The sequence below is a fragment of the Pseudomonas sp. RIT-PI-q genome (genome assembly GCF_001297125.1).
Classification (GTDB): Bacteria; Pseudomonadota; Gammaproteobacteria; order Pseudomonadales; family Pseudomonadaceae; genus Aquipseudomonas.
Genome location: NZ_LHPC01000056.1, coordinates 78246 through 93838, shown reverse-complemented (window position 1 = coordinate 93838; position 15593 = coordinate 78246). Strand labels below are relative to the sequence as shown.

The 15593-nt window shown below is 59.7% G+C and carries 12 protein-coding genes; 10 read left to right on the top strand and 2 right to left on the bottom strand.

The window, feature by feature from the left end; translation table 11 throughout:
* Positions 1-201 precede the first annotated feature (201 nt).
* Both AEQ67_RS30260 and AEQ67_RS30255 read right to left on the bottom strand, forming a co-directional pair.
* Positions 202-966 carry a TOBE domain-containing protein gene (locus AEQ67_RS30260; RefSeq protein ID WP_059407422.1) on the bottom strand — a complete coding sequence of 255 codons (765 nt, stop codon included), beginning with the start codon at positions 964-966 and terminating at the stop codon, positions 202-204.
* 162 nt (positions 967-1128) lie between these two features.
* Positions 1129-1869, bottom strand: coding sequence for a ComF family protein (locus AEQ67_RS30255; protein ID WP_059407421.1), 741 nt, complete (start codon positions 1867-1869; stop codon positions 1129-1131).
* 92 nt (positions 1870-1961) lie between these two features.
* Between AEQ67_RS30255 and bioB the strand changes: the two genes are divergently transcribed.
* The 10 genes from bioB to AEQ67_RS30205 all read left to right on the top strand — a co-directional run bounded on the left by bioB (position 1962) and on the right by AEQ67_RS30205 (position 15205).
* On the top strand, positions 1962-3017 hold the full coding sequence (bioB, locus tag AEQ67_RS30250; protein WP_059407420.1) for a biotin synthase BioB: 1056 nt from the start codon (positions 1962-1964) through the stop codon (positions 3015-3017).
* Positions 3018-3190: 173 nt separating this feature from the next.
* A complete protein-coding gene (bioF, locus tag AEQ67_RS30245) occupies positions 3191-4369 on the top strand; it encodes an 8-amino-7-oxononanoate synthase (RefSeq protein WP_059407419.1) in 1179 nt (392 codons plus the stop codon).
* Positions 4362-5093, top strand: a complete 732-nt coding sequence (locus tag AEQ67_RS30240) for an alpha/beta fold hydrolase (protein ID WP_059407418.1) — start codon at positions 4362-4364, stop codon at positions 5091-5093. Before bioF ends, AEQ67_RS30240 begins: the two co-directional genes overlap by 8 nt.
* The gene (gene bioC / locus AEQ67_RS30235) at positions 5086-5898 is read left to right on the top strand and encodes a malonyl-ACP O-methyltransferase BioC (protein ID WP_059407417.1); all 813 of its coding nucleotides are present in this window, start codon (positions 5086-5088) and stop codon (positions 5896-5898) included. The genes AEQ67_RS30240 and bioC overlap by 8 nt, the downstream gene beginning before the upstream one ends.
* Entirely contained in the window at positions 5895-6575 is a 681-nt protein-coding gene (gene bioD / locus AEQ67_RS30230) for a dethiobiotin synthase (protein ID WP_059407416.1), read from the top strand. Before bioC ends, bioD begins: the two co-directional genes overlap by 4 nt.
* A gap of 107 nt (positions 6576-6682) precedes the next feature.
* Positions 6683-6979 (top strand): hypothetical protein, encoded by a 297-nt coding sequence (locus AEQ67_RS30225; protein ID WP_059407415.1) that lies wholly within the window; start codon positions 6683-6685, stop codon positions 6977-6979.
* 276 nt (positions 6980-7255) lie between these two features.
* Positions 7256-9061 carry a phenylacyl-CoA dehydrogenase gene (locus tag AEQ67_RS30220; protein ID WP_059407414.1) on the top strand — a complete coding sequence of 602 codons (1806 nt, stop codon included), beginning with the start codon at positions 7256-7258 and terminating at the stop codon, positions 9059-9061.
* A gap of 537 nt (positions 9062-9598) precedes the next feature.
* The gene (locus AEQ67_RS30215) at positions 9599-11743 is read left to right on the top strand and encodes a cytochrome c peroxidase (RefSeq protein ID WP_082377993.1); all 2145 of its coding nucleotides are present in this window, start codon (positions 9599-9601) and stop codon (positions 11741-11743) included.
* Positions 11744-12028: 285 nt separating this feature from the next.
* Positions 12029-13318, top strand: coding sequence for a GGDEF domain-containing protein (locus AEQ67_RS30210; RefSeq protein WP_059407413.1), 1290 nt, complete (start codon positions 12029-12031; stop codon positions 13316-13318).
* 90 nt (positions 13319-13408) lie between these two features.
* Positions 13409-15205, top strand: a complete 1797-nt coding sequence (locus AEQ67_RS30205; protein ID WP_059407412.1) for an acyl-CoA dehydrogenase C-terminal domain-containing protein — start codon at positions 13409-13411, stop codon at positions 15203-15205.
* Positions 15206-15593 lie beyond the last annotated feature (388 nt).

Below are 15593 nucleotides of genomic sequence, written 5' to 3'. Positions count from 1 at the left end.
GCGCATGAAGCTTTTGTTGCAGTCCTCTTGCCGCAACTCTCGCGATCCCTGTAGCAGCTGCCGAAGGCTGCGTTCGGCTGCGCAGCAGTCGTAAACCCTGAGCACACGGTTTTCCTGATACACCGCGGTGTTGGTTTTACGACTGCTGCGCAGCCGAACGCAGCCTTCGGCAGCTGCTACAGGGATTGCGTGGGGCTTGGGTTAGAGCGGGGTGCCGAGCAAAATGTTGGAAGGGGCGAACTGCACTAACACGGGTTTGTTCGTGGTGAGATTGAGGTTTTTCAAGTGCAACGGTTCAGCCAGCGCGCACAGTGTCTGGCCATTGGGCAGGCCAATGCGCACTTCGCTGGGGCCGTCTTCGGCGTCGAGAATCTCTTCGATGATGCCCTTCAAGCAATTGTGTCCAGTCGTTGCAGTGCCCTCGACATCTAGCAGATCGAGCCAACCGGCCTTGATCAGCGCGACCACTTCGGTGCCGGTTTCCAGCTCCAGGCGCAGGGTGCTGTCGTGGGTGATCTGCGCATCGATGGTCAAGCCTTCGGCCAGTTCAAGACGGATCAGGTCATTACGTCCTTGGGCTTCGATCGCCACGACCTTGCCGTGCAATTGATTGCGCGCGCTGGTCCTGAGCATCAGTCGACCGAGCAAGTCGAGATCGCTGGCATCTTCGGCGGCTTCCAGCACCTGCGCCTGCAAGACTTGCAGCTTTTGGTACAGACGCAACACGCGCTCACCTTCGCTGGACAGTTTGGCACCACCGCCGCCCTTGCCACCGACGCTGCGTTCCACCAAGGGTTTCTGTGCGAGGTTGTTCAATTCATCGATGGCGTCCCACGCCGCTTTGTAACTCAGGCCGGCGCTTTTCGCGGCGCGGGTGATCGAGCCTTGTTCGGCGATGTGCTGCAGTAACGCGATCCGTTGCGGACGACGGACGATGTGCTGGGACAACAACGTAGGCAAGGACATGGCGAGACGCTTTGGCTGTGGCGATGGGGAAGACGTTGGCGGCTTGGGAGACGGGAGTCAAGTAGGAGCGAGCTTGCTCGCGAGGGTGTGTCAGGCGCATTGGTATCGACTGACACACCTTCGCGAGCGAGCTCGCTCCTACAGGGGGTTTGTGTCGTTAAGTCAGACTGTGTCGCCAGGTTTGGGCGTGCGGGCCAGGCAATAGACGTCGACCCGAGCGGCGCCAGCCTCCATCAACAGGCGAGCCAGGGCCTGGGCCGTGGCGCCGGTGGTCAGCACGTCGTCGACCAACGCCAGGTGACGACCCTTGATGAGCGCATCGGGCGCGAGGGCAAAGGCATTGCGCAGGTTCTTTTTACGCGCCTCGGCGTTCAGGTCCTGTTGGGCGCTAGTGTCCTGGATCCGCCGCAACAGGGTTTCGTCGCAGGGAATGTCGAGACCTGTGCTGAGCCAGCGCGCAAGCATTGCGGCCTGGTTGAAACCTCGTTCACGCAGGCGTTTAGCGGCCAGCGGCACCGGAACCAGCGCGTCTGGTCGGTCGAGGTCTTCACCGAAGCGGTGTTGCAGGGACTGGGCGAGGAGTTCTGCGAGCAGGTGACCGAACGGCCACTTCGCGCTGTGCTTGAAGCGGGTGATCAGGCTGTCGATCGGAAAGCTGTAGGTCCATGGCGCCGCGACCCTTTCGAAGGCCGGCGGTTGCTTCAAGCATTGGCCGCACGTCAGCCCCGACGCGGGTAAGGGCAGGGCGCAAGTCTGACAGTGGTCGCCAAGCCAGGGCAGTTCGGTTTCACAAGCGGTGCAGATCGGTGTCCTTTCATCGGATGCTTCGCCGCAAAGCAAACAAAACTGTTCGTTTTTTAACCAGATGTAAACCGGTCCTTCGTATCGTGGTTGACAGCGCATGAGTCTTCCTTAAATATGCCGAACATCCGTGTCGCGTCTGTGGGTATTCCGTCCCCCAGCCGCTTGCCCAGCATAAAACAAAGGAAACGCCCATGAGCGCCAGCACCACTGCAACCCTGCGTCATGACTGGTCTTTGGCCGAAGTCAAAGCACTCTTCGTTCAGCCATTCAATGACCTGTTGTTCCAGGCGCAGACGGTGCACCGCGCGCATTTCGACGCCAACCGGGTCCAGGTGTCGACGCTGCTGTCGATCAAGACGGGCGCTTGCCCGGAAGATTGCAAATATTGCCCGCAGTCCGGTCACTACAACACCGGCCTGGAAAAAGAAAAGCTGATGGAAGTGCAGAAGGTCCTCGAAGAGGCCGCTCGCGCCAAGGCCATTGGTTCGACCCGTTTCTGCATGGGCGCGGCGTGGAAACATCCGTCGGCCAAAGACATGCCATACGTGCTGGAAATGGTCAAAGGCGTGAAAGCCATGGGCCTGGAAACCTGCATGACCCTGGGTCGTCTCGATCAGGACCAGACCGTTGCGCTGGCCGACGCTGGCCTCGATTACTACAACCACAACCTCGACACCTCGCCGGAATTCTACGGCAGCATCATCACCACCCGCACCTACAGCGAGCGCCTGCAAACCCTGGCCTACGTGCGTGAGTCGGGGATGAAGATCTGCTCTGGCGGCATCCTCGGCATGGGCGAGTCCCTCGACGACCGCGCCAATCTGCTGATCCAGCTGGCCAACCTGCCGGAGCATCCGGAGTCGGTGCCGATCAACATGCTGGTGAAAGTCGCCGGTACGCCGCTGGAAAATGCCGACGACATCGACCCGTTCGATTTCATTCGCATGCTCGCCGTCGCGCGCATCCTGATGCCGCAATCCCACGTGCGCCTGTCCGCTGGTCGCGAAGCGATGAACGAGCAGATGCAGGCCCTGGCGTTCTTCGCTGGCGCGAACTCGATTTTCTACGGCGACAAACTGCTGACCACCGCCAACCCGCAGGCCGACAAGGACATGCAACTGTTCTCGCGCCTGGGCATCCTGCCGGAAGCGCGTGAAGAACACGCCGATGAAGTGCATCAAGCCGCCATCGAGCAGGCATTGGTGGAGCAGAAGAGCAGCGAGCAGTTCTACAACGCAGCCGTCTAACCCTTCGCTGACACTTCTGAAGGAATGCAAAACCCTGTGGGAGCGGGCTTGCCCGCGATGACGGTGTAACCCGCTCCATAGCGGGTGACTGATAGATCGCTATCGCGGGCAAGCCCGCTCCCACATTGGATTGCGCCAATCTTGAGTTTTGTGATCTGACCTTCGAGGCCTGCATGTCTTTCGATCTCGCCGCACGCCTTGCTGCCCGTCGTGCCGAAAATCTCTATCGCCAGCGCCCATTACTCGAAAGCCCCCAAGGCCCGGAAGTGGTGGTCGATGGCCAGCCGTTGCTGGCGTTCTGTAACAATGACTACCTGGGCCTGGCCAATCACCCGCAAGTGATCGAAGCCTGGCGTGCTGGCGCTTCGAAATGGGGCGTCGGTGGCGGTGCTTCGCACTTGGTCATCGGCCACAGCAGCCCGCATCACGCGTTGGAAGAAGCCTTGGCCGACCTGACCGGTCGCCCGCGTGCGTTGCTGTTCACCACCGGTTACATGGCCAACCTCGGCGCGGTCACCGCGCTGGTCGGGCAGGGCGATACGGTACTGGAAGACCGGCTCAATCATGCGTCGTTGCTGGACGCGGGGCTGTTGTCCGGTGCGCGCTTCAATCGGTATCTGCACAACGACGCGGCGAGCCTGGCCAAACGTCTGGAGAAGGCCACCGGCAATACGCTGGTGGTCACCGACGGCGTGTTCAGCATGGACGGTGACATTGCCGACCTGCCGGCGTTGGCGCGGGAGGCAAAGGCCAAAGGTGCGTGGCTGATGGTCGATGACGCGCACGGGTTTGGTCCGCTGGGCGCCAATGGCGGCGGGATCGTCGAACATTTCGGTCTGAGCCAGGAAGACGTACCGGTACTGGTCGGCACCCTCGGCAAGGCTTTTGGCACCGCCGGTGCTTTTGTCGCCGGCAGTGAAGAACTGATAGAGAGCCTGATCCAGTTCGCCCGCCCTTACATCTACACCACCAGCCAACCGCCGGCCCTGGCCTGCGCGACGCTGAAAAGCCTCGAACTGCTGCGCACCGAGCACTGGCGACGTGAGCATTTGAAGACGCTGATCCGGCAGTTCCGCCAAGGTGCCGAGCAGATCGGCCTGGAGCTGATGGACAGCTTCACGCCGATCCAGCCGATCATGGTCGGTGATGCCGGGCGTGCGGTGCGCTTGTCGCAGATGCTGCGCGAGCGCGGCCTGATGGTGACCGCGATCCGCCCTCCGACCGTGCCGGCCGGCAGCGCTCGTCTACGCGTGACCCTGACCGCCGCCCACAGCGAGGCACAGGTACAGCTATTGTTAAATGGACTGGCCGATTGTTTTCAACAACTGGGACCGGAGCCAAGCCATGCGTAATCGTTTGATTCTGCTGCCCGGCTGGGGCCTCGGGATTTCGCCGCTGGAGCCATTGGCGGCAGCCTTGCAGGGGCTGGACGAACACCTGCAAGTCGAGATCGAGCCGTTGCCGGAGTTGGCGTCGAGCACGCTTGAAGAGTGGCTCGATGAACTCGATTCGACCGTGCCACAGGATGTCTGGCTCGGTGGCTGGTCCTTGGGCGGCATGCTTGCCTCCGAGTTGGCGGCCCGGCGCGGCGATCGTTGCTGCGGCGTGCTGACCCTGGCGAGTAACCCTTCGTTTGTCGCCCATGAGCAATGGCCGAGCGCGATGCCTGGCGAGACCTTCGATGCGTTCCTGGCTGGCTGCAATGCCGATCCGCGCATGACATTGAAACGCTTTTCACTGCTCTGCGCGCAAGGCGCCGAAGACCCGCGCGGGTTGTCGCGGCTGTTGCTCGGTGGCGCGCCACACACGTCGGCAGAGGTGCTGATGAGTGGACTGGAGTTGCTCGCACAACTGGACACCCGTCAGGCTTTACAAGCCTTTCGCGGTCCGCAATTGCACTTGTTCGCCGGCCTTGACGGACTGGTCCCGGCCGAAGCGGCGGGCGACCTGCTGACATTGCTGCCGGATGTCGAAATCGGCCTGATCGAACAGGCCAGCCACGCGTTTCTCCTGGAAGATCCTCACGGTGTAGCGGGGGCGATTCAGGCCTTTTTGCATGAGTTCGGCGATGACTGATTTATCCCTTCCCAACCTGCCCGGCGGCTTGCCCGACAAGCGCCAAGTAGCGGCGTCCTTTTCCCGCGCGGCGGCGAGCTATGACAGCGTGGCCGAATTGCAGCGTGATGTCGGCAGCCAATTATTGAGCCGTTTGCCCGATGACTGTGTGCCGGGTCGTTGGCTCGACCTGGGGTGTGGCACCGGGCATTTCAGTCGTGCGCTGGGTGAGCGTTTTCCTGCCGGTCATGGCGTGGCGCTGGACATCGCTGAAGGCATGCTCAATCACGCACGGCCGTTGGGTGGCGCTGCGCATTTCGTTGCCGGTGATGCCGAGCGTTTGCCCTTGCAGGACTCGACCTTCGACCTGGTCTTTTCCAGCCTGGCGGTGCAGTGGTGTTCGGACTTCGCCGCGGTGCTCAGTGAAGCGCATCGGGTGCTGAAACCGGGGGGCATTTTCGCGTTTGCTAGTCTGTGCGTGGGAACGTTGTACGAGTTGCGTGACAGTTGGCGTCAGGTGGACGGCATGGTGCACGTCAATCGCTTCCGCGAGTTCGGGATTTATCAACAGTTGTGCGCGGACAGTGGCTTGAACGTCGCGACGCTGGAAACCCGTCCGCATGTATTGCATTACCCGGACGTGCGCAGCCTGACGCATGAACTCAAGGCGCTGGGCGCGCACAATCTGAACCCCGGTCGGCCCGGCGGTTTGACCGGCAGGGCACGGATCCTCGGCCTGGTCGAGGCTTATGAGCAGTTTCGTCAGGCACAAGGCCTGCCGGCGACTTATCAAGTGGTCTACGCCGTTTTGGAGAAACCCTTATGAGCGCAGCCTATTTCATCACCGGTACTGACACTGATGTCGGCAAGACCACCGTTGCCGCAGGATTGCTGCATGCCGCGCGGTCGGCGGGCATGAGCACGGCCGCAGGAAAACCGGTCGCCTCCGGTTGCGATGTGACGCCCAAGGGCTTGCGCAATGCTGATGCGTTGGCGTTGCTGGCGGAATGTTCGGTGCCGTTGACGTATGCACAGGTCAACCCGGTGGCGTTCGAACCCGCCATCGCGCCGCATCTGGCGGCGCGCGAGGCCGGTGTGGCGTTGACGGTGCACTCCCTGTTGACGCCAATGCAGGAAATTCTCGACATGCAGGCGGATTTCACCTTGATCGAAGGTGCCGGCGGCTGGCGGGTGCCATTGGCGGATCAGGACAACCTGTCGGACCTGGCGATGGCGCTGGACCTGCCGGTGATTCTGGTGGTCGGCGTGCGCCTGGGTTGCATCAATCATGCATTGCTGACAGCCGAGGCGATTGCTCAGGACGGTCTGCAGTTGGCGGGGTGGGTGGCCAATATCATCGATCCGAAGACTTCGCGCCTGGAGGAAAACCTGGCGACGCTCGCCGAGCGAATCCCCGCGCCGTGCCTCGGGCGAGTGCCAAAACTCAAGGTGGTGACGGCGGAAGCGGTGGCCGAGCATTTGCAACTGGATCTGCTTGACTAGCTTTTGCCTATGGCAAGGCACTGTGCCATTAGGGTTTTTGTCGGGTGTTTTGTGCGTGCGTCTGCTTCAATGGCCGCTGTTGATCCTTTGCAAGGACGAGTTCTCCCATGGAAATCTCAGGAAACACCGCTTTTTATGCCGGTCTGAGCACGATTCAGACAGGGCAGAACCGTGTCGATCAAGCCGCCGGGCAGATCGCCAACACGACCATCGAACGGTCGGTGACCAGCCAGTCTTCCGAGGCTCAGGTCGATCGTCTGCGTTCTGTTGATCGCAGTCAGCAATCCGACTTGGCCAGCAATGTGGTCGAGATGTCCCAAGGCAAGTTTCAGGTTGAGCTGGGTGCCAAAGTCGCCAAGGCTTCGGATGAAGTGCTCGGTACGTTGATCGATACGTTCGCTTGATCCCTCGCTGAATCGCCTCTGCAACGCCGCGACTTTTCGCGGCGTTTTTCTGCGTAAGTCCTTCTTCCTCAACTAATCTTTCCTCAATAGCGTGTTGCACGATCAGCGGCGCGGCGTGGCTGTGCGCATGGCATTTTCAAGGCGTGATGACGAACGGCAAAAGATCGGCGCTTGACAAGATTTGGGCGTAAACGTATGTTTCAAACAACTGTTTGACCGTCACAACAAATCAACACGGTCGTTCATTCCCGGTTACATCAGCAGAGGTTTATCGCTATGCCTGACTACAAGGCCCCCTTGCGTGATATTCGCTTCGTTCGTGACGAACTGCTCGGCTACGAAGCGCACTATCAGAGCCTTCCGGCTTGCGCAGACGCAACTCCGGACATGGTTGACGCCATTCTCGAAGAAGGCGCCAAGTTTTGTGAGCAGGTGCTGGCGCCGCTGAACCGCGTGGGTGACACCGAAGGCTGCACCTGGAGCGAGTCCGGCGTTAAAACCCCGACTGGCTTCAAAGAAGCCTACAAGCAATTCGTCGAAGGCGGATGGCCTAGCCTGGCCCACGACGTAGAGCACGGCGGCCAAGGCTTGCCGGAGTCTCTGGGTCTGGCGGTCAGCGAAATGGTTGGCGAAGCCAACTGGTCGTGGGGCATGTACCCAGGCCTGTCCCATGGCGCGATGAACACCATTTCCGAGCATGGCACGCCTGAGCAGCAAGAGGCTTACCTGACCAAACTGGTTTCCGGTGAATGGACCGGCACCATGTGCCTGACCGAACCGCACTGCGGCACCGACCTGGGCATGCTGCGCACCAAGGCTGAACCTCAGGCCGATGGTTCCTACAAAGTCTCCGGCACCAAGATCTTCATCTCGGCCGGCGAACACGACATGGCCGACAACATCGTCCACATCGTGCTGGCACGCCTGCCGGATGCACCGGCTGGCACCAAAGGCATTTCGCTGTTCATCGTTCCCAAGTTCATGCCGAACGCTGACGGTTCGATTGGCGCACGTAACGCCGTGACCTGTGGTTCCCTGGAACACAAAATGGGTATCCACGGCAACGCCACCTGCGTGATGAACTTCGACGCGGCCACCGGTTTCCTGATCGGCCCGGCGAACAAAGGCCTGAACTGCATGTTCACCTTTATGAACACCGCGCGTCTGGGTACTGCGTTGCAAGGTCTGGCTCACGCCGAGATCGGCTTCCAGGGCGGCCTGAAATACGCTCGCGATCGCCTGCAAATGCGCTCCCTGACTGGCCCGAAAGCCCCAGAAAAAGCGGCTGACCCGATCATCGTTCACCCTGACGTACGTCGCATGCTGTTGACCATGAAGGCGTTCGCCGAAGGTAACCGCGCGATGGTTTACTTCACGGCCAAGCAAGTCGACATCGTCAAATACGGCGTGGACGAAGAAGAGAAGAAGAAAGCCGATGCACTGCTGGCGTTCATGACGCCAATCGCCAAAGCCTTCATGACTGAGGTCGGTTTCGAGTCCGCCAACCACGGCGTGCAAATCTACGGCGGCCACGGCTTCATCGCCGAGTGGGGCATGGAGCAGAACGTTCGCGACAGCCGCATTTCGATGCTGTACGAAGGCACCACCGGTATTCAGGCACTCGACCTGCTGGGCCGTAAAGTGCTGATGACTCAAGGCGAGGCGCTCAAAGGCTTCACCAAGATCGTCCACAAGTTCTGCCAGACCAACGAAGGCAACGAAGCAGTCAAAGAGTTCGTCGAGCCTTTGGCTGCGCTGAACAAAGAGTGGGGCGAGCTGACCATGAAGGTCGGTATGGCGGCCATGAAAGATCGCGAAGAAGTCGGCGCGGCGTCGGTGGATTACCTGATGTACTCCGGTTACGCCTGCCTGGCCTACTTCTGGGCTGACATGGCGCGTCTGGCTGCGGAAAAACTGGCTGCCGGCACCTCCGAAGAGGCGTTCTACACCGCCAAGCTGCAAACTGCACGCTTCTACTTCCAGCGCATCCTGCCGCGTACCCGCACTCACGTTGCAACCATGCTGTCGGGTGCCAACAACCTGATGGACATGAAAGAAGAAAACTTCGCACTGGGCTACTAAGCCTTAACGAAGTATTTCAAAAGAGCCGCTGCTCCTTCGGGAGTGGCGGTTTTTTTTGCACTTGAAAAATAATAATACAGTCGCCCACAATTATATTAAGAACACTGTGTCCAGTGAGCTATTAGTTAGTAGTTAGTTTGGTGCATGCCTCAATATTAAATAAGGCTGCATAAATTGTGCAGCGAGCATTAACAGTCAAAACTTGCATTGCAATTATGCTGCCAGTATTTTTAAAAAGTGCCTTGGTTTGCCTGATGCCCAATGAATGCTTGGTTTGGTTGGGGTTGTAGAAAAAATACTGCTGGGGGATAGTGCCCCAATAGTGGGTGATTTACACCGAATCTGAGTGGGTCAGTTACCGCTGTAAATTAATTTGTATTTTGGCTGTTGAAATTATTTGTTACAGCTACAGTACAACTAAGCACCCACCCTGGCGCGATAAATAGCGTTTGAGCCTGGCCAAAGACAAAGTGAGAACTTTGCCCGTTCGCCTATGCCTCGCGCCCGGTAACTCCACATAAAATCGAGAGTGTCATCATGATGACGAACTTGAGCGTTCTCCGAACTATCCGTCTGATCTGCGCGATCGCGGGCGCTCTGCTTGCAGTCAGTCTGCCTGCCAAGAGTGCTTTAGCCGCTGCCCCCGTGCCAGAGGTTGACGTTCCCGGAGTGGAGGTCCCCGCCCTGCAATCGCTGCGCGGCATGACACCGCCCGACCCGTCGGGCACCGAAGGCGGGCGCAAAGTCGATCTGATGACCGATTACGTACTCAATCGCGGCGCCGCGATCCTGCTGGGCAAGGCCCTGTTCTGGGACATGGAGGTCGGCAGCGACAGCGCCACCGCGTGCGCGTCTTGCCACTTTCACGCCGGGGTCGATCACCGGATCACCAACCAGATCAACCCCGGTCAGGCGAGCACCCATTCAAACGTCACGTCGATCTTCAACAAGCCGTTCGTAGCGTCCGATATCCCCGGCGACGTGGCCTCTTACGCGACTTTGTCCGGCGGCAAGGGCGGCCCGAACTACACGCTGAAGAAGACCGACTTTCCGACCCACGTGCTGGCTGATCCGCTCAATCGCAACTCGGCCATTGTCTATTCGAGCGACGATGTGATCGGCTCCCAAGGCGTGTTCGACGCCAACTTCGTCAAGCCGAATCAACCGCGTTTCGACAAGTGCACACAGCAACCGGATGGCGTTTTCCAGGTGGGCGGGATCAATGTCCGGCGCAGTACCGGGCGAAATGCACCGTCGGTGATCAACGCCGCGTTCAACGTGCGCAATTTCTGGGACGGTCGGGCCAATAACGTTTTCAACGGCTTCTCGCCGTTCGGCAACCGCGATCCCGATGCCGGAATCTTCGTGACCAACGATCGCAGCGGCGTTGCAGTGAAGGTGAAACTGGCGCTCAACGATGCCTCTGCCGCTTCGCAGGCCGTGGGACCTCCCGGTAGCCCCGTCGAAATGTCCTGCGGCGGGCGTACCTTCGCCGACATTGGCCGACGCATGCTCGACACACTGATGCTCAAGCAGCAAAGGATTTCATCCACCGACTCGGTACTGGGTCCGGTTTCCGGCGCCCGCCGTCCTACCTACCGAGAGCTGATCAAGGCTGCCTTCCAGCCACGCCTGTGGAACGCGACGCAGCAAGTCTCGCTGGGTGGCGCGCCGTATACTCAGATGGAAGCCAACTTCCCGCTGTTCTTCGGGCTGGCGATCCAGATGTACGAATCGACGCTGATTTCTGATCAAGCGCCGCTGGACGCCTACCTTGACGGTAATACTCAGGCAATGAATGCCCAGCAAGTCGCGGGCATGAACCTGTTCCTCGGCAAGGGCAAATGCGTCAGTTGCCATGGCGGCGCGGAGTTGACCAACGCCGGCAGCCGCTTGCTGTTCCACCCCCGTGAGCGCATCGAGCGCATGGTGATGGCCGACAATCTGACCACGCTGTATGACAACGGCTTCTACAACACCGGTGTGCGCCCGACATCGGAAGACCTGGCGCTCGGCGGGACGGACGCCTGGGGTAACCCACTGTCCTTCAGCCGTGAGTACAACACTGCGTTGCAAGGCGGCAAAGTGCCTGATCCACTGGATATCGACGTGTGCACCTTCGAAGCGCCGTTGAGCGCGGCGATCCCCTGTGACGCTACCCTCACGCCCAATGTCGGTTTCCGCGATTCAGTCGATGGTGCCTTCAAGACCCCGACGCTGCGCAACATCGCGTTGACCGGACCGTATTTCCATAACGGCAGCCGGGCGACGCTTAAACAGGTGATGGAGTTCTATAACCGCGGTGGCGACCGGCGTGGCGAGGATGCGAACAACACCAGCGGTTTCGAGCATCCTGCGGCGAACCAGCACAACACGTCGAACCTCGATCCGGACATGACGAACCTGAACCTCACGCCCGATGAAGTGGATGCACTGGTCAAATTCATGGAAGTCGGCTTGACCGATCCGCGAGTCGCCTGGGAGCGAGCGCCGTTCGATCATCCGTCGCTGGTCATTCCACAAGGCCACGTGGGCGACGAAAACGCCGTGACGTTAAAGCCGGTCAGTCCGAAGATAACGACTCGCCAGGCACTGGATGCGCCGGTGTCACTCAAACCCATCGGCGCAGAAGGTCGCAGCCTCAGCGAAGGGCCATTGCAACCTTTCTACAACGATCTTTGACGAGAACAGCGAGCGCGACGCATACCCTGTAACAGCTGGCGCAGCCTGCGTTCGGCTGCGCAGCAGTCGTAAAACCTGAGTGCACGGTGGGTCTGATGCACCTCAGTGTCTGATTTTACGACTGCTACGCAGCCGAACGCAGGCTGCGCCAACTGCTACGGATCGCGTTAGGGCAATGCAGCTTTAAAAAAACCTCGGTTAAGCACTCAGTAAGTCAGGACCTCTGCCGTTAACGTGGGTGGGCACAATGCCATCTATTGATCTGACGGGTCGGAGCTCTACCCCTTGCCGCGTTCTTCCGCTGTACGTTTCAGCCATTTCCTACCGTCATTGCTGCTTTTGCTCGCGGGGCTTGCGGCTGCCTACGTCAAAGATCTCAACGTCTTCTTCACCTCGTTGTTCAACGTACTGCCCACCCTGGTGCTGTTGCTCGGCGGTGCTTACTGCGCAGTTTACCGACGCCAGCGTGAACTGTTTCTGATGGTCACGGTGTATATCGCCTACTACCTGCTCGACACCCAGACCGACTATTACCGTGACAACGGCAAGGTGCGTGAAGATGCCGCCGTGGTCTTTCATTTGTGCTGCCTGCTGCTTCCGCTGTTGTTTGGCGTGTTCGCTGCCTGGCAGGAACGTACCCATCTGTTTCAGGACATGGTGGCGCGCTTCGCCGTGTTGCTGGCTGTTGGCAGCGTGGCGTTGGGGCTGGAACAAAGTTACCCACAGGCGCTGCTGATGTGGCTGTCGGAAATTCGCTGGCCAGCGCTGCATGGCGCCTGGATGAGTCTGATTCAGTTGTCCTATCCGGTATTCATCGCCGCATTTGTGTTACTGAGCTGGCAATACTGGCGTAACCCGCGACCGTTGCACGCGGCTCAATTGGTCGGTTTGCTCGGGTTGTTCTGGATGTTGCCGAAAACCTTCATCCTGCCGTTCACCCTGAACATCATGTGCAGTCAGGTCATGCTGATGATTGCTGCGGCAGTTGCCCATGAAGCCTATCAAATGGCCTTCCGCGACGAGCTGACCGGGCTGCCCGGCCGCCGCGCCTTGAATGAGCGCATGCAGCGCCTGGGGCGCAATTACGTGCTGGCGATGAGTGACGTCGATCACTTCAAGAAATTCAACGACACCCACGGCCACGATGTCGGCGATCAGGTACTGCGACTGGTCGCCAGCAAGCTGTCGAAAATCGGCGGAGGCGGTAGGGCGTATCGTTACGGCGGTGAGGAATTTGCGCTGGTGTTCGCAGGCAAAACCCTTGAGGAATGCATGCCGCACCTGGAAGTCATTCGCGAAACCATCGCCACCTACAACATTCAACTGCGTAACCAGGACAGCCGCCCACAGGATGACCAGCAGGGCCGCCAGCGCCGCGCGGGTTCCGGCGCCTCCAGTGTGTCGGTCACGGTCAGTATCGGCGCCGCCGAACGAGTGGAACAGCGCACCCCAGAGAAAGTGCTGAAGTCCGCCGACGAAGCGCTCTACAGCGCCAAGGGCGCCGGGCGAAACTGTGTGGTGGCCTTCGGTCAGAACCGCCGTGGCGCCGTGCGCATGGACGCCGCTGCGGGTTGAGTGATGATGGCGCATTCAGCGTCTGGACTGTGATTGTGAGGCAGAGTCAGCGGCAGTAGGTTTGAGGCATCTGCTGCCGGAGAAACGACCATGCCTGAGTACAAAGCTCCCCTGCGCGACATGCGCTTTCTGATCGACCACGTCTTCGACTTTCACAGCAACTACGCCGCGCTGGGCGCCACCGACGCCAGCCCGGACATGGTCAATGCGATCCTTGAAGAAGGCGCGAAATTCTGTGAGAACGTTCTCGCACCGCTCAATCGCAGCGGCGACGAAGAGGGCTGCCATTTCGACAATGGCGTGGTGACAACGCCTACAGGCTTCAAGCAGGCCTTCGCACAATACGTCGAGGGCGGCTGGCATGGTCTGGCGGCCGATCCTGCTTACGGTGGCCAAGGTTTGCCAAGCTCCCTGGGCCTGGTCATCAGCGAGATGGTCGGCTCCAGCAATACGTCCTGGGGCATGTACCCCGGGCTGACCCACGGTGCAATGTCGGCGATCCATGCCCACGGCACCGAGGCGCAAAAACAGACGTACCTGAGCAAGCTCACCGCGGGCCAATGGACCGGCACCATGTGCCTGACCGAAGCCCATTGCGGCACCGACCTTGGCATCATCAAAACCCGCGCCGTGCCGGCGGCGGACGGCAGCTACGCGATCTCCGGCAGCAAGATTTTCATCTCCGCCGGCGAACACGACATGAGTGACAACATCATTCACCTGGTGCTGGCGAAATTGCCGGATGCTCCTGCGGGCACCAAGGGTATTTCGCTGTTCATCGTGCCCAAGTTCCTACCCAACGCCGAGGGTGAAGCGGGGGAGCGCAACGGTGTTTCCTGCGGCTCGATCGAACACAAAATGGGCATCAAGGCCTCGGCCACCTGCGTGCTGAACTTCGATGAGGCCAAGGGCTTCTTGATCGGTGAGCCGAACAAGGGCCTGAACTGCATGTTTACCATGATGAACCACGCGCGTCTCGGCACCGGGATGCAGGGGTTGTGCCTGGGTGAGGCGAGCTTCCAGGGCGCAATCAAGTACGCCAACGACCGTTTGCAGATGCGTGCTTTGACTGGCCCGAAAGCGCCGGAAAAAGCTGCTGACCCGATCATCGTCCATCCCGATGTGCGCCGGATGTTGCTGACCATGAAGGCCTTCAACGAAGGCAACCGCGCGTTGACCTATTTCACCGCGCAGTTGCTGGACGTAGCACACCTGAGCCCGGATGCAACGGCGCGGCAGGACGCCGAAGACTTGTTGGCGTTCCTGACGCCGATCTGCAAAGCCTTCATGACCGACACCGGGCTGGAGGTGACCAACCACGGTATGCAGGTGTTTGGTGGCCACGGTTTCATTCGTGAATGGGGCATGGAGCAACTGGTTCGCGATTGCCGGATCGCGCCGATCTACGAAGGCACCAATGGCATTCAGGCGCTGGACTTGCTCGGGCGTAAAGTGCTCGGCAGCCAGGGCAAACTGCTGCGCGGCTTCACCAAAATCGTCCACAGGTTCTGCGCCGCCAACGCCGAGCATCCGCAATTCGCCAGTTATGTGGCGCAGCTCAACGGGCTGAATCAGCAATGGGGTGAGTTGACCACCAAGGTCGGCATGGCGGCGATGAAAAATCCGGACGAAGTCGGTGCTGCGTCGGTGGATTACCTGATGTATAGCGGCTACATCATCCTCGGCTATTTGTGGCTGCGTATGGCGCTGGTGGCGCAGGCGCAACTCGATGCAGGCAGCGGTGATGTCGATTACTGCCGGGGTAAATTGGCCACCAGTGAGTTTTACTTCAAGCGATTGTTGCCGCGTACCGCCGCTCATCGGGCAGCCATCGAGGCGGGGAGCGATTGCCTGATGCAACTACCGGCCGAGTTGTTTGCGCTTTAGAGCAGTGGGTGTACACCGGTCCGTTTCTGTAGGAGCGGGCTTGCCAGCGATGGTCGTTAACGATGACGCGTTTCAACAGGATAAACGTGGCCCATTTAAGATCTTCGCTGGCAAGCCAGCTCCTACAGGGGGGGACGACACGGCCCCCGGAGCAATGCCTTCGTTACGGCATGCCGAGCCACAGCGAGGCACCGAATGGAGGGGCAAAAGCCCTTGGTTACTTGGGGCCCTTCCAAGTCACTCGCTGTAAGAGCGAAACCGCCAGCCGCCGCTACCGCGGAAACGGGTATGCCCCCATCCCATCCATCCCCACCCCAAACCCTTCTAAAGTAAACAGCATCACACCTTTTGCAACGGACTTTTGATGACTGGCAAGTCAATGACTAAA